We start from the raw sequence: 20,753 nt of genomic DNA on the forward strand, positions 1-20,753 counted from the left end.
GGAACACCCGGTGTAATTAAAATTTTGTCATAGGCATAGACGGAACTATCCACAATAATTGTTACATTCTGTGAATAACCAAAAGGAGCGACGCATCCCGGAATACATCCTGTTTGTTCTCTTAGTTCATCAGGTGAACAAATTGATAAGCGCTGCCCCGTGATTTCCTTCATTTCGTTTTTCTCGAGACGAGTTCCTTCCAATGTGAAGAAAACGTAATAGGATCCAGATTTTGATTTTAAAAATAAGCTTTTACTTGGAGCACCCTGCAAGCCAAGGCGTTCACGAACAACACGATCTGTTTCATAATCGAGAACTGGTTCGTGTTCAAATTTTTCATAAGAAACATTTGTCTTATGTAATAAAGAGATTACTTCTTCGTACATATTTTTGTAATGCCCCTTTCTATATTTGTTGCATGTTCAACATGACTTTTTCAAATTTTTTTGCACTTAAAATTTCATGTGTTAAAAATTCTCCGTTATAAAAAGCTCCGTATGTCGTGAAGGCACAAGGAGCATGTTGCGCATCTTCTCGCGATGTCAACTGAATGCATTCGAAAGGGATATGATATTGCTGAGTGATATTGGCTAATTCTTGATGAATGTAATAATCAGTATAAGGACACTGATTTGTATAATAGACAACCAAGCCGTTTTGATTCGGAATCTTCATGTCTTTGGCGCTTGCTGTGAAATGTGGTGAAGGAGCATTTGGATCAAGTTTGTATACAAGTAATTCAAAATAAGGCGGTGCTGTATCACATACTTGAAACCCTTTTTTCTTTAAGTAGCTGCCATCTGATAAATAGGGGCGTTTTTTCTTGCTTGAAATAACAACGATTCCATGCTTTCCTTTCGCTTTAGAATCTTGCATACATTCTTCTAAGAGCTGTGCACCATAGCCTTTCCCTTTAAAACGCCCCGATACCCAAAAGCAATTGATGAATGTGTATCCTGGTGCAGAGATAGGCACCCATGCATACTCAGCTGGAATGTGTTCAATGAACACCTTTCCTTTTACATCTAGCTTTTTAAACATAAGTCCTTCTTCAAATCGATCTTTTAGCCACTCTTTTTTTAGCTCGACACCACGTTTCACTTTTTTGTCTGACATTGCACAGCAGATATGTTCTTGTTCAATATTATCTCGTGTAACAATTTTCAACGGTCTTCCCCCACAATCTGTGGATTGTCGTTTGTTCATCAAGTGTAATTTCGTAAATATCAGGATTGCTTAAGTTTTTCCATTCTAGAAAACCAATCCGATTATCAAAGTACTTTAAAATGAGCGTTAATAAATTTCCATGTGTAACAAGTAATGTTACTTGGTGTTCTTGTTGTAAAATGTCTTGAATAAGCGATGCGACGCGGTCCATCGCTTGTTTTGTTGACTCTCCGCCTAAAAAGGCAATATCTATATTTGTAAAAGTATATTCTAGTTTTTGTAGCCAATCTTCCATTGGATTATTGCTTAATATGCGTTCCTCTAGGCGCTCATCTTCGCCTACGGGTAGATTGGTTCGTAATGCAAATGGTGCAATGGATTGAATGGCTCGAGTAAAAGGGCTTGAAATAATGGACTCTATTTGCAGGTTATTCTGTATGAGAAAATTAGCAAGAAAGTGTGCTTGTTTTTCCCCTGCAATTGTTAGTGCTGCATCTCGTTCTTGTCCAGTTGCTGAACAGTGACGTACTACGATAAGTTTTTTCAAAATCCATCCCTCATTTTTCAAGTTGACCATACATACTTCGACAAATAGGAAAAAAATCCTCTATAGAAAAAAGCTAAGCTCACGTGGGCTTAGCTTTTTTCTGATTCAATTGTTAATTTGTCTTTCATTTTACGAATAAGAATGAAAGCGCAAATTGTAAAAATAAGCGTGATTCCTTCTGCAACAAATATGTTGATAACTTGCTTTTGATAAAGAGCTGCAAAGAAGTCTATAAATGCATGGAACAAGCCGGCATATATAACAAAAATATATTTCTTATGTTTTACGCCGTATAATACAAGCATTGAGAAGGCGATTTGTAAGACCAAAGCTAAGATTCTTTCTAAGCTACCAAGTAGGTAGAGATAGGAAGGAGTGCTAAGTAATAAATCTTGCACTTGACTGAGCTGAGGGGCTTTTTCAATAAGTTTTGAAAAACTTCCATTATTGATTGAAATAGCAAAGTATAGAGTTTGAAGACTAGCTAGAGCCCCAATTGAAATAGATTCAATCCCTCCGTGTCCAATTCCATATGCTAAACCATCTTTATATTCTTGATATTTCTTAAGTAAATAGAAGAAGGCTATGAATCGACCTGCTTCTTCAAAGATAGCGGCAGTAAGTCCACCATAGATGGCATAAAGAAATGGGTTTTTCAATATTTCCGATGTTGTTGGATTGCCCAGCATAAATACGTGAAAAGGTGTTTCGAGAATTTGTGAAAATCCAATAAAGATAAGAACCCCAACACCAACAACTTTCCAGTTTATATGATATTTTTTTCGAAAATAAACAAGTACAATAATTGGAACTAGAACCGAAATCGCTAGTTGCACAATCATACTGGTAATTACAGCATTTGAAACCATATTTTTCACCGCTTTCTAATATATGTACATATATATTATGCCTGAATTTTAAGGGAATGTGGAGTGGAGGAGCTTTTAGTCATAAAAAACACATAATTTAATAATCATTTTTTATTGACTCTCACGTTACGTAATATTTTATTGTATGTATTAAGGGAGGCGAAACAATGACAATGAGGGTAAAAGAAGTAGCTGATTTAGTTGGTATTAGTGTGCGCACACTGCATCATTATGATGAAATTGGGTTGTTAACCCCAGATGAGACGACAGAGTCAGGGTATCGTCTGTATTCCAATGAAAATTTAGAGACATTGCAGCAAATTTTATTTTTTAAAGAGCTTGGCTTCCCTTTAAAGAAGATTAAGGAAATTATCATGAGTCCTTCATTTGACCGGGAAGAAGCGCTTCAATTGCATAAGAAAATGCTGCTCGAGAAGCGAGCTAGACTGGATAAGGTGATTGCGACAATTGATAAGACAATTAAGCATACAAAAGGAGAGATTCAAATGACGAATAAAGAAAAATTTGAAGGATTTGATTTCAGTCAAAACCCATATGAGCAAGAAGCACGTGAGAGATGGGGAGACGAAGCTGTGGATAAAGCGAATAAGACAGCAGCTGGCATGCCTAAAGAAAAGCAAGAAGAGTTTAATGGTATTTATAGAAAGCTGGCTACACTTCGAAATGGCGCGCCTGATTCTAAAGAAGCACAAGAAGCAATTCAAGAATGGTACGATTACTTGCAAAACTTCGGTCAATATTCATTAGAGGCATTCAAAGGATTAGGTCAAATGTATGTAGATGATGAACGTTTTACAAAAAATATTGACCAATTTGGAGAAGGTTTAGCACAGTTTATGTGCGATGCAATGGCGGTATACGCAGATAACCGTAAAAAATAAAAAGATGGGGCTGTCTCAAGTGGGCAGCCGCCATCTTTTTTATTTTTTAAGCATGTCATTTAATGTTTGATTCTGCGTATTATTCAAATGCGGATTTTTCCCCATTTCACGTTTTAGCATATCAAGGCTTTGTTCATATTCTTTATTGTTTAATGTACCAGATTGCAGGCCTTGAATTTGCGTGATCAATTTTTGGTCTGTTGATACATATGCTTTATAATAACGGGGAACGATGGATAAAGCCGTTTTATATACTTGATCTGTTACAAGAGCAGGATCGTTTGTTTTTGCTTTGTATACAACAAATACTTCGTCATCGGTCACAAGTGTAGCAGCATTTGTGACATCCGGAAGATTTACTGTCATACTTGTAATCATTTCAGCTACCTTCTCGCGGTTAATGGCACCCACTTGTTTGTTAGATACTTCATGTTTTTGTTTAGAGGAGTATCCGACTCTTGTAAGCTTTGTATTTGTATTTTCTGTATGATACATGTCGTTTTTATTGGAGACAAGAACGCGGCTGCCTTTTTCATGTTCCATTTCCGCTTTATTTGTCGAGTAGCAACCTACAAATAAAGAGAGCGTGAGAAGAGAGAGTATCATTTGTTTTTTCAAGATGTATCACCTCCTTCTCCATAGCATTTACTACTTTTCAATTTTTTGTATTTGAAATTGTTGGTTGTTAGGCTTTGTGATACGATAAAAAGAAGAATGCTTAGAAAGGAAGTTAATGATGGAGCAAAAGCAGGAGATTCATGCTACAATGAGCATTAATAATGTTCAATACGAAGTAATTAAAGACTATCGTAACGGTTTTCGTGAAGAAGCATTTAAAGAACGCTATGCAGAAATTTTAAATAAATATGATTATATCGTTGGTGACTGGGGGTACGATCAACTCAGATTGCGCGGCTTCTTTGATGATAGTAACCAACGTGCGACATATGATACGAAAATTAGTACACTATCGGAGTACTTATACGAGTACTGTAATTTTGGTTGTGCACACTTTGTATTACGAAAAGTGAAGAAGTAAAAAGAATTCCTCTTACGATAGGCGTAAGAGGAATTTTTTTTACTCAAGTATAGGGCTTTGGTTTACTTGAAAAATAAAACAGCGCCGCGGCAAATATAATCATTTATCCCCTTTACAAGCAAATTGAAATAAGATCACCTTCTGAAAGGGTTGTATTTGGTTTCATCTGTTGTCCGTTCAACTGAATGTGTCCGTTTTTCATTCTGTCTACAATCGTGGTGCGGCTCCAATCTGAAATATACGCAGCGAGTGCTTTATCCATGCGATGAGAGCCCAAAACTGTTTCTAATACAATGGTTAATTCTGTAGTGCCAGCTTCTTTATATTGCATAATCGAGATAGTAGTGATCATCTCACCTTGTTCTTTTTGAAACACATCGATCGTTTCAACATGATCAGAAAAAGACTTATAAATGTGAAGTTTCTTGTTCCACGTATGTCCTTTTGAGCATTTATAAATGGCAAAGCGGTAAATGTTCTTTCCATTTGCGTTATGCCTACGAACGTTTATGTCAGTAAAAAGGGTGGTATGCCCGCAATTTTTACAATGTTTTTCGACTGTCGTTTCAAATTCATTTTCATATAAATTCCAAGAAAGTTGTACTTTCTGCATTTTCCTTCACCTCGTATATATTGGGTAAAGGAACGTAATACAGCTATTTGGATGTCTTGCAGTATGAATAGGGAAGAAATAGACAAAAATAAAAGGAGGGTCCCTTAAGAGGAACCTCCGTAAACATCATACTACAGATGCGTTACGTTCCTTTGTAATGGGAAATGAACAGACTACTCCCTTGATAAAGCACACAGCTTTTTTGAGAGTAATGCTATTCAATTGCTGATCCATTACAAAGTAAATGTTGGCATACGTAGTAGACGTCCTTTCTTCCAAATAGATTTGCTCATAAGTATAACATAAAAGATTGAAAATTCAAAACTTTGTTATGTATAAAAAACACCAGCTATCGAGGTAGCTGGTGCCATAATATTATATAAGTTCAAATAAGAATGRGCGAAGTTCTTCTGCAATCTCTTCAGAGACAGAAAAAGCGTGCTCTAAGTAGCCGGGTTCGTTTAAATCGTCAGTGCCGATGATTGCAAATTTATTACGCTGCATATCAAGGACAATTGTTTTACCGTAATGGCGATCGGAATATAAAAGCGCTAAATCGTGGCGCTCATTTTCTCCCATAAAGCTAACGAAACGCGTTTTTGTATCGACTGTATCGTCGTAAAGAAAGAAACGTTCTTCCATACTACACAGGCTCCTTTTTTAAATATCTAAGTTTAAGTGAGGCTTATGATCTAAATGGTGATGCGTTTTAATAAAGCGTACCGTTCTTGTTTTGTAGCGCATAACGATAGAATATGTTTCTGCTAAGTCTCCGCCAAGGAATTTCACACCATCTAATAACTCGCCAGCAGATACGCCTGTTGCTGAGAAGATTGCGTCGTCACCAGATACTAAGTCATCTAACATAAGAAGTTGACGAGGATCTTCTAATCCCATTTTACGGCAACGTGCTTCTTCTTCTTCGTTCATTGGAACTAAGCGTGCTTGCATTTCGCCTTCAAGACATTTTAGTGCTGCTGCAGAGATAACGCCTTCTGGAGCGCCGCCAATACCAACGAATAAGTCAATACCTGTTCCTGGAAGAGCTGTTGCGATTGAYGCACCAACATCTCCATCACCGAATAGTTTTACACGTGCACCTTTTGCGCGAACACGGTTAATAATATCTTGATGACGTTCACGTTCTTGGACGATAACCGTTAAGTCACGAATTTTCTTATTGTTTGCTTCTGCTACAATATCAATTGTTTTTTCAATTGGATCATCTAAGCTAATTTTACCAGCTGCTTTTGGACCAACCGCGATTTTTTCCATGTACATATCCGGAGCATGAAGAAGGTTTCCTTTATCTGCGACTGCAATAACTGCCATTGCATTTGCAAGACCTTTTGCAACGATGTTTGTCCCTTCTAATGGATCAACGGCGATATCTACTTCTGGACCGTTACCTGTTCCTAGTTCCTCACCAATATATAACATTGGTGCTTCATCAAGTTCTCCTTCACCAATTACAACAGTACCTGCCATGTTTACTGAATCAAACATATCACGCATAGCGGTAGTTGCTGCATCATCTGCTTCGTTTTTCTTTCCGCGGCCCATCCATTGTGCGGATGCTAAGGCTGCTGCTTCTGTTACACGGACAATTTCTAATGCGAGTTCACGTTCCAAGGTGACATTCCTCCAATTTCAAAAATCATACAGTTATAACTATAACAAATAACGCGTGAAAGGTGAATTCGAAAAATTGTCGATTTTTTCAGAAGAAACGGTTACAATTAAAATGTAAATGCTTTAATTTCCAGGTAGGTGACATTCATGTACTTTGTAGACAGAAAAAAAATAGAGCAAATGTTAGCATGTTTAGAACAAGTAGTAGATACATTTCAAGAGAAGCAAGAATATGAAACGGATTTTGAATATTACGCATTAGAGCGTATGTCGCATCTCATCATTGATTGCATACTAGATGTTGGAAATGCAATGATTGATGGATTTATTATGCGTGATCCAGGGAGTTATGAAGATATTATTGATATTTTAATGGACGAAAAAGTCATAAGTGAGGAAGAAGGAAAAGGGATAAAAGAAGTGATTGTTCTTCGGAAAATGCTTATGCAAGATTATATTCAAATGAACCATGAAGAATTATATACAACGATTCAAAAACAAATTGCCGTGGTACAAAAATACCCTGCGAATATTCGCCGTTACTTAGAAAAGGAATTAGGGCCTGTATCTGCATTTGTAGCAGAATAAGCGCATGGATAAGATCCCCATTAACCTTTTTGGGGGTCTTTTTTGTCTATGGGAACGGCTCAAAAGAGAGAAGGATGAGAAATGGGGGAAGCACGTACAACGAAGGAAGAAATTGTACAGCTTTTAAAAATAAATGGTGAAAAAACAGTTGCATCGTTAGCTGAATCTTTAGAGATTACGGAGATGGCAGTACGTCGTCATTTAAGTAAGCTTGAGAAAGAAGAAATCATTCAGTCGAAAATGGTGCGTCAACATGTGGGAAGGCCAACATATTTATACGGCCTAAGTCAAAAAGGAGAAGATTCGTTTCCGAAAGATTATAAGCAATTTGCTTTAGAAGTGTTAGAGGATTTAGAGTCAATCGGTGATGAAACACTTGTTAATGCTATTTTAAAGGCGAGAACGAATCGGATGGAGGAGCAATTACAAAAGCGAATGAGCAGCCAAGATAATGTATTACAAAAGCTCCGGGAAGTTGCCGCTATTCAAGAGAAAAACGGATATATGGTACAGGTGAAGCAAGAGGGAGAAAACTCATACATATTACAAAAACAAAATTGTCCATTAAAGGCTGTTGCTGAAAAATATCCACAGCTTTGTTTGGAGGAAGAAAACATGTATAAGCGGTTGTTTTCTGATAAAAATGTGAAAGTGTTATCAAATATGTGCAATGGTGACTGTCACTGTTCGTATCACATACAAGAGAAAAAATGAACGTTATGGGACGCTTTTAGACGAAGCGTTTTTTTCTTTGGAAAAAGCGGTTAATATAAGAAGGGTATGAACGCTAGACAAAAAGGAGAGACAGATGGATGTATAAAGGCTATTTAATCGACTTAGATGGTACAATGTATCGCGGTGAAGAACAAATTGAAGAAGCAAGCGACTTTGTAAAAGCACTACAGGAGCGCGGCATTCCCTATTTGTTTGTAACGAATAACTCAACGCGTAAGCCAGAGCAAGTGGCAGAAAAGCTTGTTCGTTTCGATATTCCAGCTAAACCAGAGCAAGTATTTACAACAAGCATGGCAACAGCAAACTTTATTTATGAGCGTAAACAAGATGCGTCTGTGTATATGATTGGTGAAGAAGGATTGCATGACGCACTTGTAGAAAAAGGATTCAAGCTTGTGGATGAAAATCCTGACTTTGTCGTTGTTGGATTAGATCGCGAAATTACATATGAAAAGCTAGCGAAAGCATGTCTTGCAGTACGTAATGGTGCGACATTTATTTCAACAAATGGAGATATTGCCATTCCAACTGAGCGTGGTTTATTACCTGGAAACGGTTCCTTAACATCTGTTGTTACAGTATCAACAGGTGTAGAGCCAATCTTTATCGGAAAACCAGAATCCATTATTATGGAACAAGCACTAAAAGTACTTGGCATGGCGAAAGAAGAAGCGCTAATGGTTGGGGATAACTATGATACTGACATTTTAGCGGGGATAAATGCTGGTATGCATACACTTCTTGTCCACACTGGAGTCACAACTGTGGAGAAGTTAACAGAGTATGACGTGCAGCCAACACAAGTTGTGCATAACTTGACAGAGTGGATTGAGAAGATGTAATAGTGGACAGGCAATCTTTTAGATTGCCTGTTTTTTGCTGAATGAAGGCTGTAATTCGATTTAAGTAGGGATGGGCGTAAGTGTATATTAAAATTACATTCATTGTTTAAATTATAGAAAAAGACCTGCTCACTCATCGTTAATCAACATACAGTAATGTAAATCCGTCAAAATATCCACAGCTTACTGTTTTGAGCACTTACTAAAGTAGGGATTATACAGCTGTTGGGAAGGTGGATTTAGCTGCTAAAAAACACTCACTTGAGTGTCTTTTTACTTTAATAATATTTTTTATAAATGGATTTGCGAGAAGGGGAAGGGATATGGATCATACGATTACATTCAATTTTGGAATATCCATAGTAATTATTCTATTCGTTTTGTTTGTACTAGCTATATGCGGATGTTAAAAAGACACCCTTTCGAGTGTCTTTTTTTGACTTGAAAACCACATATGTATTAGGACTCTCATCCTATTTACTATTTTACCATGTTCGGTCATATCCGTTATTGAGAAAATTAAATCAGCATGTCACTCTGCGTTAACCTCACTGATGGAAGTTTTCATTTTACCCTAATAAACGATTCACTACTTCTTTTACTTCTTCAAGTTCACTTTTTACCGTTTCTAAAATCGCATGATTGAAGCTTTGTGGATTTGGGTGTGCATAAACGATTAGATGCTTCATCATTGTTCCTCCTATTTGTGGATATGTTGATAGCTTTTTCTTAAAAAGAAAACATTATTGTAACTATTATGGTTACGAATTGAGGGGGAGTCAAGAAATTCAAATTCTTATTAGAAAATGTAAGATGTGCTATTTTGCGAAGTGTGTTTCAAAATATATTTATATTACAATAAAAGTACAGTGTGATAGGAAGCTTGGTCTCGCAGCAGAATATATATTTAATATAAAGATAATTAAATAAAAAAAAGGGGTATAAAAAATGAATATCATTGAAATTGAAGGGGTAGAAAAGTCATTTGATATTGGTGATAGTAAGGTAAAGATATTAAAGGGGATTAATCTTCAAATCCAAAAAGGTGATTTCGTTTGTATTATGGGAGCGAGTGGGTCGGGGAAAACCACTCTTTTACAGTTGCTTGGAGGATTAGATATTCCGACGACGGGAAGCATTCGAGTAGGCTGTACTGAAATTTCATCATTAAAAGAAAAAGAACTCGCGTTGTTTCGGAGGCATAAAATAGGTTTTATTTTTCAGCAGTTTAATTTAATACCAGTATTTAATGCGGAAGAAAATGTGGGATTACCGTTACTGTTAGATAATGTCCCGCAGAAGAAGGCGACAACAGCAGCAAAGCGTTTATTAGAGCTTGTTGGTTTAAAAGGGAAAGAACAGCACTTACCATCGCAATTATCAGGTGGCCAGCAGCAAAGGGTTGCCATTGCGAGAGCATTTGCCAATGAACCAGCTATTATATTAGCAGATGAACCGACAGGAGCGTTGGATTCTGAAAATAGCAAAAATATCATTGCGGCTCTTCGTAATGCTTGTGATGAATTAGGGCAAACGGCAGTTGTTGTAACGCATGACCCGTTTGTAGCCGCTCATGCAGATAAAGTTGTTTTCTTACTAGATGGTGAAGTAATTCATGAACATGCCGAAAGTAAAGGATGGAAATTCCGGCATATTCCGCAGCAAGTTACGCACATTCAAGAGGTTATGAATCGGCACTTTAAGGTAGGTGATAAGAACGATGTCTTGGATAATTAAATATGCGGCCAAGTCTATTAGACAGAATTGGCTAAGGAACATGTTAATCGCTCTTGGGGCTGCTTTAGGTGTCATGTTAGCAACAATGTTACTACTAGGAAATCAGTCTGTAGAACAACGTGTTAAAGAGCAGGTTGTGAGTCGTTATGGTGATTATGATTTGCAATTTGGTTATATTAAAAATGATGTGTATTTAAAAGATGAAAAATTAAAAGAACTGAACGGTCTTGAAAGTGCGGAAAAAATATCAAAAGTACTTATTCCTTATCCGTTACCAAATTATAAAGAGCTTTCTGGCAAACCATCGTATTGGGGCGTGGAACAAGATTCTCCCGATATGCGTTCTTATAAAATTACAGAAGGGCGATATCCGAAAGAAGGGGCGGAAGTAGCACTTACGAAAGGGTATACAGATCGAGAAAATATAAAAGTAGGAGATATGATTCGTCTGCCTTTTCCACCGCACGGTGAAAAAAATTTGAGAGTTGTAGGGATTTTGAATCCACCATTGATGGCAGCAATGGGACATAGCGCATATTTTCCAATTACTTGGATGCAACAGGAATTAAACTTACAAGGTCAATTTAACCTTGTTCAAGTGAAAACATCTGATGTCAATGTGAAGAGAATGATTGCTATTGATGCGAATAAAAAATTTGAAAATATTAAAATAGATCAGCGTACATATGTAGATAAAGCATTAGAAAGATTAAATGTGATGAAGCCATTAGTCTTTAGTTTAGGCGGAATTGCTTTATTTGTTGTAGCGCTTTTAATTATGGGAAGCTTCTTCTTATCTGTAAGAAGTCGCTTTAAACAATGGGCTTTATTACGTGCGATTGGTAGTAATCCAAATCAAGTAATTTTCGTTGTTTTATTAGAAGCATTATGTATTGGAACGATTGGTTCGTTAGTAGGAGTTGTACTTGGTGCTAGCACACATCAGCTCGCAGCTTCTTTTATTAACAAGTGGGTGAATGTAGAAAGTACAGGGCAAGAATCATTTTCTATTTCAGTTGAGATTTTATTCATTACATTTTTACTAGGGATTATCATGTCAGTAATAGGCGCGATTATACCAGCATTTATGGTAAGAAAAATTCCTCCTGTTGAAGCATTAAGACCAGGAGTTCTAAGCAATCAAAAGAAAGAACGGAAATGGAGCATTTTCAGTCTCGTTATTTTAATAGTGGGTGCTGTAATTGGTTTAAGTGGTGTGTTTGCTGAGAGGTATATTGGTTTTAATCCAAGTGCGATAGGAGCACTGTTATTTGCAGTAGGTTTGTTGTTTGCAATTCCGTTATGTATTCGTGTTATTACCCCAGTTATTGTAAAACCATTTCAAATGATATTTCGCATTGAGACAACAATTAGTAGCCGAAATGTCATTCGTTATCGTAAAAAGGCAGCTGTTTCAGTCGCAATTCTAGCATTTGGATTTATGTTATCGCTAGTTGGAACGATGTATGTGAATGCGATGTATGAAGGAATGAAGCAAGGATTACAAAAGAATTTACCAGCAGATTTAGTCATTCGTATTTCAATGGAGTCACAAGGAATTGAAAATATCCCATTTAATTGGCTAGGAAAGATACAAGACGTTGAAGGGATAAAAGAAATTGTCGGAGCAGCCTCTGATTCCACATCTAAACTCGTAAATTATGACTTTAAAGAAGCAAATCAAGAATGGTACGAATTTATGAAGAAAAATAAATATAATTATGATGCGATGGAAGTTGTGGGTACTGATATTACAGCGTTTCAAAAGGTGACCAAGATGAAAGTTATTTCTGGTCAAAACTTGAGTACTCCATTAAAAGATGGAGAAGGAGTAATTACAAAAGAAACAGCAAAAAATTTAGGGATTAAGCTACATGATACGATTGAAGTGCAAGGGAAAGGGAAGCAAAAACAGTCTATTAAAGTCGTTTCTATTATCGAGAAAAACTTGAGAATGCAAAGTACTTACGTCTTCGTAAATGAACAATGGGCGCGAAATATGTTTCATGTACAAGGATATGAATCGATTCAAATTATGACGGACTCTAAGGTACCTTTTGAAACAATTAAGAAGAAAGTAACAAAGATAACAAATGGTAAAAATAATATAGAGGTTATAAATAGTACCGATTTGTTAAAAGAGCAAGAGCAGCTATTATCTCAAATGGTTATGTTAATTCGTTTATTGGTAGTCATTATTTTTGTTATTTCAGGTATTGGCTTAATGAACGCGATTGTTGCAAGCTTACATGAAAGACGTGCTGAGATTAGTATGATTCGTGCCATAGGAGCTATCCCTAAGCAAATGCGAAGAATTGTGTGGTTAGAAGGTACATTACTTGGTGCGATAGCTGGAATCATAGGTATTGGAGGCGGAGTGATTTTCAGTTATATTGTCTTATCAAGTTTAGAATTAACGCTTATTACAATTCCGTATAATCAAGTGCTATTACTAGCTGCAGCGAGTGTTATACTCGGAACAAGTGCAGCAATGATCGCTTCATTCCAGTTAAGGGATTTTAAATTAAGTGATACGCTTAAAGAGTTGTCAGCGTAAGGAAGGCCGTTTTTATAACGGTCTTTTTCTTTTGAATATGGTTAACTTTTTTTAGTAAATGATAAAAAATCCTCTCTGTTTTTTCGTTATTGTTAACTACTATAAATTAACTAACCTCGCGTTATAAAGTAATAGTAAGGACTTGAAAGTGGAGGTGATCCATTCATGATTCATAACGAATTATTCATTAGAAACGAACAGACGGTTAGATTGTATCAGCGTATTATTTCAGACAAACTTTTTTCATTGCATGATAAAGGTGATGGAAAGGTATTGAATGTCCATATTAATATTTTGGCTCAGTTGTTGTATGAAGCATTTAAAGAAATCGATTTAACCAATTCTCCTGTTGTTCCCGTTCTTATTATTTCTAACCCTGTAGCAGTTCAAAGTATTTATGTTCCAGGGATATATACAATGAATTTTGTTTGTGATGAGTTCATGTATATTTGTGATGTTGATCGTCTTCAAAATGAGGTTGCAACATTAGCAATCGGCTATACAATCCAGCATAGTAGACTTGAGCGATTATTAGATGAAGAGGTAGAAAAAGTGCTTATGTATATGGTTAAGAGAATAAATAAATTTTTGGATATTCACGGTGAGTTAACATGTTCTTTTGAAATTGCTGTTAAGGAAGATGTTTTATTATATGAGAACAATCTATCTCCCGTTTTTTTATGTCAATGGATTGTAAATCGAGAGGAATAGAGGAAGGAGAATGAAAAAATGAGTGTCAGATTAAGTGCAAAAGAAAAAGAAGTAGCCATTCTTGTATCAAAAGGAATGAAAGATAAAGAAATTGCTCAAACGCTGTATATTAGTCGGCGCAGGGTAGGAGAGCTAGTTGCTTCAATTAAGGAAAAGTGGAACATTCATCATCGTGTAGAAATTGGAATCCGGGCCTATTATTATGGGTTAATTACGGTAGAAATAGCTCCTAGGGAAGAGAATTGTTTACAGAGGGTGAAACAGAAGAGTGTTGTTTTTTAATTATAATTTTCGCCCTCTTTGATTGTATGCAAAGAGGGGAATTGTCATTTTAGAAGTTGTTTTGAAAATCTTCTATATCAAGGTCGCATTGTAAGGCGATTTTAAAATATTTTGCTCCTAATTTATAAGCACGCAATCCATAAAAATGATCCCCTAATTCAGTAGCTAGTTTTTTTACCTGTATATATTGTCTATTATCCATTCCAAAATCAATAATTCTTTGCATTTCTTTCTCGTAGCTATAAGAGTCACCTTGAATTTTATAGAGATGCGCTTTATATGCATGAATTTCGATGTACACAGAAGGCATATCGTAAGCTTCTAAGATTTTGATGGCTTCCGGCATGACTTTATTGATTTGCTCCCATTCTTTTAAGTGTAAGTAAATTTCAATGAGACTTCGCAATGCGTAAATATTTGACTCTTGCTGATTGATTGCTACATTTATTTTCAAGGAACGGTTGAGGTGTTGAATTGCTGTATCGAATTTTTCTAATCCTTGATACACTCTTCCGTAATTGTAATAAATCATTGCAAAATACATAGCAGGATTGTGAAGTTCTTTTACATATCCTTCAGCTTCTTTTAAGTATTGTAAGGATTCTTCGTATCTTTCATCGAGATGGTATTGTACAGCAATTGTAATAAGCGTACTTGATATGAAAACTTTGTTATTTAACTTGCTATATATTTCATATGCTTTTTTTGAATACTTCCGGCTCACACTCTGGTTTTTAATGAGACGTTGTTTAACTAGGCTCATATTATAGTATAAATTAGCCCTTTGTAAGTTCTCTTCCATAGTTAATAATTGATTTGCCTGCTCGTAGTATTCATTTGTTTTAATAAAATCTTGTTTCATATAAAAATAATTACCACATGCTATGTAATAATAGGAAAAATCTTCAGCAAATAATTGATTTGGCCGATTAGGTATTAAATTTATTGCTTGTTGATAAATGGAATCACCTTTTTTTGGTGAGCTAGTACGAGCGTAATAATGGAGTAGTACACCGAAAATCTGTAAAAGAATTGGGAGTGGATGCATTTCCCGAGTATGTAACTCTAAAAAAGAGATTTCACTTTCAGTTAATACATTCGCTTTTTTATATTTGGTAGTAATTGTTGTTATATCTTTCTCAAAATTAGTGCTATTTTGCTCCATGAGATAATCAAGGCTCATATTAAGTTTGGCTGAAACCTTCTCTAAAAAAGAATGAGAAGGTTTTGCCGTTCCATTTTCAACTCGACTTAAATATGGAATAGAACAAATTCCATTTACTAATTCCCCTTGTGTCATTTCGCGATGTATCCGGATTTGACGTATCTTTTCTCCTATTTTCAAAGTATCACCTTTTTCTCCTTCGCTTCTTTTATCCACATCGGAAGTTCATTCAACAAATTGTTATACAACGTTTCATCTGTTGTTTTTTCGATATCGCGAATGTAGAAGAAGTTTGCATTATCAATGAAACGCCCTTCCATTTCGTCTAGCTTTCTAAGAACGTCGAATTTGCCGTTTCCAATTCCAACAAACTGCCAAAAAATCGGTTGGTTAGAAGAGAATACAACCGGTTTTTGGATTCCTTTTTTACAGCCTCCATCGTTAATAAAAATAATAAAGGCRGGCTCTGCGCTTTTTTCTTCAACCGTATATTTTTTTATGATATCTTCCATTACTTGTGGCTCATCATTTCGGCCAAATTTATGAATGGAAGTGTTATTTAAAATATGTTTTTCAACATAACCAGCAAAATCTTTTTCGGTAACGGCTGGTAATCTTGAAAACTCATTATCGTACACCCAAATATCTAATGAATCATCATCATCGAATTGGCTTGCTACAGCAAGAACACGTTCAACAACTTCTTGGACAGTACCGTTTTTATAAAGTGTTCGCATAGACCCAGAAATGTCTAATACGAGCGCAACTTTTGCGACAACGCCTGTTAATTTCTTTTTCTCTAATACAACGCGTACTGCTTCTTTTCTTAAAGTAATTGTACTCAAGTATAATCGCTCCTTTTTTTATCATGTAACAAAGATGCCGGTTCTTGAAGTATGTATAGATTACGCAGTAGGAAGAGAACTATGGACCATTTGAAGTGCTTTACTGACAATTTCCTCCGCTGCATATATACCAATTTCATTTGTTCTTACAATATGGGGTAATAAACTCCCTTGTTTTGTTTCAAGTTCACCATGAAGAGGTGCGATTGCATGATTTGCTCCTTCAAGCATGCATAAATCAAGCAAGGAGTCTCCTGCTGTAATGATGGTTGTTGCCTGGACTTTTTCTTGTACATACTGAACAGCATCCCATTTGTTCACAGGCTTTGGCACAAAATATAATTTTCTGCCTTGCAATGAATGAGTCCATCCTTGTTTATCGAGCCAAGTGGTGAATGAGTGTAATTCGTCGTATGGAATATTGTCACGCTTAATGATGCAGTAGTGAAATAAATCATCAGCTGTTTTTTGTGAAATGACCCATTCTTCATGAGAAATATTTTGAAATTCTGTTAGAACATCTTCTTTTTCCATGCATGCTACTAAGCGCTTTGTTTGTATGTTTTTCCAAGTGCTATCTTGTTTGCCATTGTGAAGAATATTGCCGCCGTTGCTCGTAATCGCATATTCCGGAATGACTTCTGTTTGAAATAACGTAATACGCTGAAACTGCTCAATGGTTCGTGTTGTAACTGGGACGAATTTTGCTTGTAATTGTAGTTCTTTTAATAAAGAGATGGTTTTGTGTGTAATAAAAGAGATCTCTTTCCCATCTAACGTCTCGATAAGCTGAATGTGTTCATCGTCTATAGAAGCGCGAAATGATTTCCGAGAATAAATGAGCGTTTGATCAAGATCACTTGCAAAAATCATGAAGTTTTCCTCCCGAGAGGTTTGATGAGTCCGCAGCACGAATACGTCATATCTTTATAGATTTCTACTGGAACATTTTTTTCTTTTGCTAAAAGTAAAATGTGCTTTAAATCTGAATTGTTTTCACCCTGGATTAAAATTTTCCATGGTACTCGTCTTAGTAAAACACGCGTTGTTTCTCCAACTCCTGGTTTAATTAAGTTTATATTTTCTATTCCAAAATGCTTTTGAATAGAGGCGATGTCTTGCATACCTTGCCAAGATGGTTCTGTATAGGTAGCAATAATGTGTTCTAGTTGCGTTGTTACGTCAGCGCTAATGGAAGGGAATAACGCTGTGATTTTTTCAATAAAGAAGTTAGATAAATCTTCTGTTTCTAGTTCTCGATAATATTTGGCGCCGTGGAAATCATTTGGACCAATATAAGTTTCATTTAAAACAGTGCGGCTGATTAACCCTGATACGGTCGCGTTTAAACAAGCGCTTGGAATGAGAAAATCTTCTCGTGTTCCATATATAGAAGTACAATGGCCCGGATCAGCAAGAACTGCCATGCAGTCTGAAATATATTCATGATTCTTTTCATTAAATGTATGCACAGATTGGCGTAGTTCTTTTTTTATCGCACCTTTTCCAGTCCAGCCATCAATGAACTGAATCGTTTGATTTGGATGGTGCTTCAAAATATAATGAAGGGCATTTTCATCAATGCCGCGCCCCCGAATAATAGAAACGCAATAATGCGGCAAGTCAAGATTATATTGATAACGAATATATCGTTTTATTAAAACACCTATTGGTGTACCGGCCCTCGCTAGTGAAACAAGAACAAGATTCTTTCCTTTCGTTTTTATAATTTGCTCGGCTACTACACCGGCCGCAATGGCTAGCTTACGTTTGTATTGCTCGAGTGAAGCGAAAAATAAATCCATATAAGGTTTAGATGGTTTATATTCAATTGGAAGCATTTCAGAGTAATGTGTGCCCGATTGAATTGCTCGTTCTCTTTCTTCTGTTACGCTTTCTTCTATGACATCACTAATATCTTTTAATAGAAAAATAGCATCCTCTTTCGCATAACTACCGATAAGCTGTAATGTTTTGGGCTCGGTCATATTTCTTCACCCTCACTTTCTACTAAACCTTTAAATGAAACGATATGAATGAGCGGAATAACTGTTTGTAATTGTGTAAGAAGGGGATGGAAAGCATCTTCCTGTAAATCACGCTCTATAAAAAGAAAGACTTCATCGTAGTCCCCAGGCTGGATATTATAAAAATAACTTGTAACTGCTTTATCTTCAGGGCTTTCATAGGGAAAATGACTGTGAATAGCGTATTGTACATCACCCGCGTAAGGATGAATAGGACTTCGTGTTGTTGATTGATAGGAAATGTTTTCTCCCATTTCAGCTGCGATTCGCATTGGAAGATACATAAACTCGCCAGTTCCTAAGCAGAGTGTCTGTTGACCTTTTCGATTTTTCTTTAAATCATGACCAATCTTTTTAGCAAAAGAGTGGATACACTTTTGATCATCGGATGAAATGCCAAAACGTCCTGTGTAGTTTATGTAACTGACATCATGGTTTATAGATGTATAAGGTAAAATAGGACATGAAATCATATGTTTTTCTATCTTAGACTCTATTGATTTATAGGATGTTTCATCATGTGAAGAAGAAGTAGTAACAGGACTACCAATTACGTCGATTGAACCGCTTAATAGAGAAATCACATGAATCGTAATATCAAGTTCTTGCTCGAGTTCTGTAAATTGTTTTCGATGCGCATCTGAGCGCCAATCTAATAAAGAAGCAATAATATATTCTTTTCTTGGAAACTTTTCTTGAATAGATCGAATGATATTAAGTGCGGTTTTTCCTGTTGTCATTTCATCATCCACAAGGACGATGGGCTGTTCATTTTGAAAATAGCTTTTGTCCACATAGCAACGATGTGATGTTGCGTGAGAATGTTCCTCTTCGAATGTAATGATAGGATCGATTTGTGAGATCATCTCCCTTGTTGTATGAACATATTTTGCATTTTGAAAACATTGAAACATCGAGTGGCCTAATGCGGTAGCTGTTTCTGCAAATCCGATAAATAATACTTCTTTTTCTAGAGGGAATTGATACTGGAGAATTGCCTCTAGCTCATTATTGGTACTGTCTTTAGAAGAAATCAGGTTAAGAATTTCTTTTTGATATGGATGATTTGTACGATGTAGCACTTCCATATATCTTGCGGCAAGAGCACAGCCTCCAGCTAAAGAGATTGCAGGTAGAACAGGAAGATGTTTTCCTAAAATGGTACTCACAAATAAAAAGCCGCGGTTCCTATTCATTCTTGCGGCCATTTGAAACAGTTGATCTGGCGATAATAAATATGGATTATGTAGCACATCTATATAAACTGTTATTTTATTTAAAATGTGGTACGTGTACGTTTTGTTTTGACTTTTCGGTAAGGAGATCGAAGAAAGTTTGTTGTTCATGTAGCACCCCATAAATATTAGATTTCAGAAGTGTTTTACGCGCCCAATTATAATGTGGCTTCACTTCATTCATTTTGTTAGAAAAGCTGCTTTTCATAACGCCGTTATACGTCTGAGCACCTTCGAAAATAGCTTTTGCATCTAAATAATCTTCTAGTGTTACAACGTGCAAGGCTTGTACGAGTTTAATGTGAGAAGGATGAATCACCGTTTTTCCAATTAATCCATTTGCTTGATCGAGCAATACTTCATGAATGAGCCCGTCCTCATAACGATGAAGCATTTCCTCACGCATTGTTACTCCAGCGCTTCCGAATGATTTACGGAACGGTGTTTGCCGAAGCTGTGGTTTTAGTACGCGCTGCTTGTTTCCGAAGTACTCCCACACAGGACCAGATATAACGTATTCATCTGCCTTTCTAGAAAAAATATTGATAATATCAGAAATACAATCACGAATAACAGCAATATCATAGATTGTCGTATCTTTATTTCGGCGAATGCCAAATATGCCAGAAAAGTCGGTGGCACCAATTCGTACGTTCAAAATGAAAGTGCGATAAGAATCTAGGATTGCTTTAATTGCTAGTAACGTATCAATACGAGTTTCTTTATAAATAATTTCAGGAGACTCTAAAATAGGCATCCCGTAAAGTGAAAGTGAATATGTTTCGTTTATATCCTGTAGTTCATGAATGTAAGACATTCCGTTCGCAGGTGTGAATTTAGGAAAGACAAAACCGCTCATACAATGAACGGCGCTACCTAGTTCATGAATGAGTGAACGCATCTGTTTCGGTTCACGAATCCGGATAAAGAGAAGTGGCACGTCTGATGGAAGAAGCCTGTTTGCATCAATCATATGAGCCAGTAGTTGCATTTGTATGACGACATTTTGCTCGGCAAGTTTCACATCTCCATCACTAATGGAATCTTCTAAACAAAGTACGATTGATGTAGCACCTTCGTGCTTTTTCGCGGCAATATCCACTGCAATTGTATTCTTTGTACCAGGTGTGTATAGAGTAGCACCTAATGCGTAAGCCAATTGTTCTTTTGTGATATCTTTGGAAAAGCTTATTGGCTCTTGATAGAAAAGTTTTTTCTTTTCTTCAGAAGACAGATAGGAAAAATGCTTCAAGTTGTCAC

23 protein-coding genes and 1 pseudogene are annotated in these 20,753 nt (G+C 36.3%); 9 read left to right on the plus strand and 15 right to left on the minus strand.

Annotated features, from left to right (window positions below; all coding sequences use genetic code 11):
* The 4 genes from AC1DIT_RS04375 to AC1DIT_RS04390 all read right to left on the minus strand — a co-directional run.
* The coding region (locus AC1DIT_RS04375; RefSeq protein WP_476998075.1) for a YbaK/EbsC family protein at positions 1 to 386 on the minus strand (386 nt) is incomplete at its 3' end.
* A gap of 19 nt (positions 387 to 405) precedes the next feature.
* Positions 406 to 1,116, minus strand: a complete 711-nt coding sequence (locus tag AC1DIT_RS04380) for a GNAT family N-acetyltransferase (RefSeq protein WP_077295395.1) — start codon at positions 1,114 to 1,116, stop codon at positions 406 to 408.
* A gap of 28 nt (positions 1,117 to 1,144) precedes the next feature.
* On the minus strand, positions 1,145 to 1,714 hold the full coding sequence (locus tag AC1DIT_RS04385) for a histidine phosphatase family protein (protein WP_016132177.1): 570 nt from the start codon (positions 1,712 to 1,714) through the stop codon (positions 1,145 to 1,147).
* An 89-nt stretch (positions 1,715 to 1,803) separates the two neighbouring features.
* Positions 1,804 to 2,583 carry a YhfC family intramembrane metalloprotease gene (locus tag AC1DIT_RS04390; protein ID WP_016132176.1) on the minus strand — a complete coding sequence of 260 codons (780 nt, stop codon included), beginning with the start codon at positions 2,581 to 2,583 and terminating at the stop codon, positions 1,804 to 1,806.
* Between the two features lie 167 nt (positions 2,584 to 2,750).
* Here AC1DIT_RS04390 and AC1DIT_RS04395 point away from each other — a divergent pair, with 167 nt between their 5' ends.
* Positions 2,751 to 3,485, plus strand: a complete 735-nt coding sequence (locus tag AC1DIT_RS04395) for a MerR family transcriptional regulator (RefSeq protein ID WP_016112383.1) — start codon at positions 2,751 to 2,753, stop codon at positions 3,483 to 3,485.
* Between the two features lie 39 nt (positions 3,486 to 3,524).
* On the opposite strand, the gene AC1DIT_RS04400 is transcribed toward AC1DIT_RS04395, so the two are convergent.
* On the minus strand, positions 3,525 to 4,103 hold the full coding sequence (locus AC1DIT_RS04400; RefSeq protein ID WP_016112382.1) for a YhcN/YlaJ family sporulation lipoprotein: 579 nt from the start codon (positions 4,101 to 4,103) through the stop codon (positions 3,525 to 3,527).
* A gap of 148 nt (positions 4,104 to 4,251) precedes the next feature.
* Between AC1DIT_RS04400 and AC1DIT_RS04405 the strand changes: the two genes are divergently transcribed.
* Positions 4,252 to 4,524, plus strand: a complete 273-nt coding sequence (locus AC1DIT_RS04405) for a YutD family protein (RefSeq protein ID WP_371388589.1) — start codon at positions 4,252 to 4,254, stop codon at positions 4,522 to 4,524.
* Between the two features lie 112 nt (positions 4,525 to 4,636).
* Here the strand turns inward: AC1DIT_RS04405 and AC1DIT_RS04410 are convergent, their stop codons facing one another.
* The 3 genes from AC1DIT_RS04410 to glpX all read right to left on the minus strand — a co-directional run bounded on the left by AC1DIT_RS04410 (position 4,637) and on the right by glpX (position 6,769).
* Positions 4,637 to 5,137 (minus strand): hypothetical protein, encoded by a 501-nt coding sequence (locus AC1DIT_RS04410; protein ID WP_016132175.1) that lies wholly within the window; start codon positions 5,135 to 5,137, stop codon positions 4,637 to 4,639.
* Between the two features lie 375 nt (positions 5,138 to 5,512).
* The gene (locus AC1DIT_RS04415) at positions 5,513 to 5,779 is read right to left on the minus strand and encodes a DUF3055 domain-containing protein (RefSeq protein ID WP_476998076.1); all 267 of its coding nucleotides are present in this window, start codon (positions 5,777 to 5,779) and stop codon (positions 5,513 to 5,515) included.
* An 18-nt stretch (positions 5,780 to 5,797) separates the two neighbouring features.
* The gene (gene glpX / locus AC1DIT_RS04420; RefSeq protein ID WP_016112379.1) at positions 5,798 to 6,769 is read right to left on the minus strand and encodes a class II fructose-bisphosphatase; all 972 of its coding nucleotides are present in this window, start codon (positions 6,767 to 6,769) and stop codon (positions 5,798 to 5,800) included.
* Between the two features lie 147 nt (positions 6,770 to 6,916).
* Here glpX and AC1DIT_RS04425 point away from each other — a divergent pair, with 147 nt between their 5' ends.
* The 3 genes from AC1DIT_RS04425 to AC1DIT_RS04435 all read left to right on the plus strand — a co-directional run bounded on the left by AC1DIT_RS04425 (position 6,917) and on the right by AC1DIT_RS04435 (position 8,934).
* Entirely contained in the window at positions 6,917 to 7,357 is a 441-nt protein-coding gene (locus AC1DIT_RS04425) for a DUF86 domain-containing protein (protein ID WP_003201498.1), read from the plus strand.
* An 81-nt stretch (positions 7,358 to 7,438) separates the two neighbouring features.
* Positions 7,439 to 8,071, plus strand: a complete 633-nt coding sequence (locus AC1DIT_RS04430) for a helix-turn-helix transcriptional regulator (protein ID WP_016132385.1) — start codon at positions 7,439 to 7,441, stop codon at positions 8,069 to 8,071.
* Positions 8,072 to 8,169: 98 nt separating this feature from the next.
* A complete protein-coding gene (locus AC1DIT_RS04435) occupies positions 8,170 to 8,934 on the plus strand; it encodes a TIGR01457 family HAD-type hydrolase (RefSeq protein ID WP_003208886.1) in 765 nt (254 codons plus the stop codon).
* 602 nt (positions 8,935 to 9,536) lie between these two features.
* Here AC1DIT_RS04435 and AC1DIT_RS04440 read toward each other — a convergent pair.
* Positions 9,537 to 9,623, minus strand: a pseudogene (locus tag AC1DIT_RS04440) (NAD(P)H-dependent oxidoreductase); the annotation flags it as partial.
* A gap of 259 nt (positions 9,624 to 9,882) precedes the next feature.
* Between AC1DIT_RS04440 and AC1DIT_RS04445 the strand changes: the two are divergent.
* The 4 genes from AC1DIT_RS04445 (at position 9,883) to AC1DIT_RS04460 (ending at position 14,221) form a co-directional block, all read left to right on the plus strand.
* Positions 9,883 to 10,671, plus strand: coding sequence for an ABC transporter ATP-binding protein (locus tag AC1DIT_RS04445; protein ID WP_016132172.1), 789 nt, complete (start codon positions 9,883 to 9,885; stop codon positions 10,669 to 10,671).
* Positions 10,655 to 13,228 carry an FtsX-like permease family protein gene (locus tag AC1DIT_RS04450; protein ID WP_016132384.1) on the plus strand — a complete coding sequence of 858 codons (2,574 nt, stop codon included), beginning with the start codon at positions 10,655 to 10,657 and terminating at the stop codon, positions 13,226 to 13,228. The genes AC1DIT_RS04445 and AC1DIT_RS04450 overlap by 17 nt, the downstream gene beginning before the upstream one ends.
* A gap of 165 nt (positions 13,229 to 13,393) precedes the next feature.
* The gene (locus AC1DIT_RS04455) at positions 13,394 to 13,939 is read left to right on the plus strand and encodes a hypothetical protein (RefSeq protein WP_016132170.1); all 546 of its coding nucleotides are present in this window, start codon (positions 13,394 to 13,396) and stop codon (positions 13,937 to 13,939) included.
* Positions 13,940 to 13,957: 18 nt separating this feature from the next.
* Complete coding sequence (locus AC1DIT_RS04460; RefSeq protein WP_016132169.1) at positions 13,958 to 14,221, plus strand: response regulator transcription factor; 264 nt, start codon at positions 13,958 to 13,960, stop codon at positions 14,219 to 14,221.
* A 49-nt stretch (positions 14,222 to 14,270) separates the two neighbouring features.
* On the opposite strand, the gene AC1DIT_RS04465 is transcribed toward AC1DIT_RS04460, so the two are convergent.
* Genes AC1DIT_RS04465 through AC1DIT_RS04490 form a run of 6 tightly spaced genes read right to left on the minus strand, consistent with a single transcriptional unit; the run spans position 14,271 to position 20,745 of the window.
* Positions 14,271 to 15,566, minus strand: coding sequence for a helix-turn-helix domain-containing protein (locus AC1DIT_RS04465; RefSeq protein ID WP_016132168.1), 1,296 nt, complete (start codon positions 15,564 to 15,566; stop codon positions 14,271 to 14,273).
* Positions 15,563 to 16,231, minus strand: a complete 669-nt coding sequence (locus tag AC1DIT_RS04470; protein WP_016132167.1) for a vWA domain-containing protein — start codon at positions 16,229 to 16,231, stop codon at positions 15,563 to 15,565. The genes AC1DIT_RS04465 and AC1DIT_RS04470 overlap by 4 nt, the downstream gene beginning before the upstream one ends.
* A gap of 60 nt (positions 16,232 to 16,291) precedes the next feature.
* A complete protein-coding gene (locus tag AC1DIT_RS04475; protein ID WP_016132166.1) occupies positions 16,292 to 17,104 on the minus strand; it encodes an HAD family hydrolase in 813 nt (270 codons plus the stop codon).
* Positions 17,101 to 18,219, minus strand: coding sequence for a cysteine protease StiP family protein (locus tag AC1DIT_RS04480; protein ID WP_016132165.1), 1,119 nt, complete (start codon positions 18,217 to 18,219; stop codon positions 17,101 to 17,103). The genes AC1DIT_RS04475 and AC1DIT_RS04480 overlap by 4 nt, the downstream gene beginning before the upstream one ends.
* Positions 18,216 to 19,604, minus strand: a complete 1,389-nt coding sequence (locus tag AC1DIT_RS04485) for a phosphoribosyltransferase family protein (protein ID WP_033670850.1) — start codon at positions 19,602 to 19,604, stop codon at positions 18,216 to 18,218. Before AC1DIT_RS04485 ends, AC1DIT_RS04480 begins: the two co-directional genes overlap by 4 nt.
* Positions 19,531 to 20,745 carry an HpcH/HpaI aldolase/citrate lyase family protein gene (locus AC1DIT_RS04490; protein WP_016112366.1) on the minus strand — a complete coding sequence of 405 codons (1,215 nt, stop codon included), beginning with the start codon at positions 20,743 to 20,745 and terminating at the stop codon, positions 19,531 to 19,533. Before AC1DIT_RS04490 ends, AC1DIT_RS04485 begins: the two co-directional genes overlap by 74 nt.
* Positions 20,746 to 20,753: the final 8 nt, after the last annotated feature.

This window comes from Bacillus sp. 05T22, assembly GCF_056396765.1.

Excerpts from the sequence above, each read along its gene's own strand:
- AC1DIT_RS04380 (WP_077295395.1), bottom strand. The coding sequence starts at position 1,116 with ATGTCAGACAAAAAAGTGAAACGTGGTGTCGAGCTAAAAAAAGAGTGG.
- AC1DIT_RS04390 (WP_016132176.1), bottom strand. The coding sequence starts at position 2,583 with ATGGTTTCAAATGCTGTAATTACCAGTATGATTGTGCAACTAGCGATT.
- AC1DIT_RS04395 (WP_016112383.1), top strand. The coding sequence starts at position 2,751 with ATGACAATGAGGGTAAAAGAAGTAGCTGATTTAGTTGGTATTAGTGTG.
- AC1DIT_RS04405 (WP_371388589.1), top strand. The coding sequence starts at position 4,252 with ATGAGCATTAATAATGTTCAATACGAAGTAATTAAAGACTATCGTAAC.
- AC1DIT_RS04410 (WP_016132175.1), bottom strand. The coding sequence starts at position 5,137 with ATGCAGAAAGTACAACTTTCTTGGAATTTATATGAAAATGAATTTGAA.
- AC1DIT_RS04425 (WP_003201498.1), top strand. The coding sequence starts at position 6,917 with ATGTACTTTGTAGACAGAAAAAAAATAGAGCAAATGTTAGCATGTTTA.
- AC1DIT_RS04430 (WP_016132385.1), top strand. The coding sequence starts at position 7,439 with ATGGGGGAAGCACGTACAACGAAGGAAGAAATTGTACAGCTTTTAAAA.
- AC1DIT_RS04435 (WP_003208886.1), top strand. The coding sequence starts at position 8,170 with ATGTATAAAGGCTATTTAATCGACTTAGATGGTACAATGTATCGCGGT.
- AC1DIT_RS04445 (WP_016132172.1), top strand. The coding sequence starts at position 9,883 with ATGAATATCATTGAAATTGAAGGGGTAGAAAAGTCATTTGATATTGGT.
- AC1DIT_RS04450 (WP_016132384.1), top strand. The coding sequence starts at position 10,655 with ATGTCTTGGATAATTAAATATGCGGCCAAGTCTATTAGACAGAATTGG.
- AC1DIT_RS04455 (WP_016132170.1), top strand. The coding sequence starts at position 13,394 with ATGATTCATAACGAATTATTCATTAGAAACGAACAGACGGTTAGATTG.
- AC1DIT_RS04460 (WP_016132169.1), top strand. The coding sequence starts at position 13,958 with ATGAGTGTCAGATTAAGTGCAAAAGAAAAAGAAGTAGCCATTCTTGTA.
- AC1DIT_RS04475 (WP_016132166.1), bottom strand. The coding sequence starts at position 17,104 with ATGATTTTTGCAAGTGATCTTGATCAAACGCTCATTTATTCTCGGAAA.
- AC1DIT_RS04480 (WP_016132165.1), bottom strand. The coding sequence starts at position 18,219 with ATGACCGAGCCCAAAACATTACAGCTTATCGGTAGTTATGCGAAAGAG.
- AC1DIT_RS04485 (WP_033670850.1), bottom strand. The coding sequence starts at position 19,604 with ATGAACAACAAACTTTCTTCGATCTCCTTACCGAAAAGTCAAAACAAA.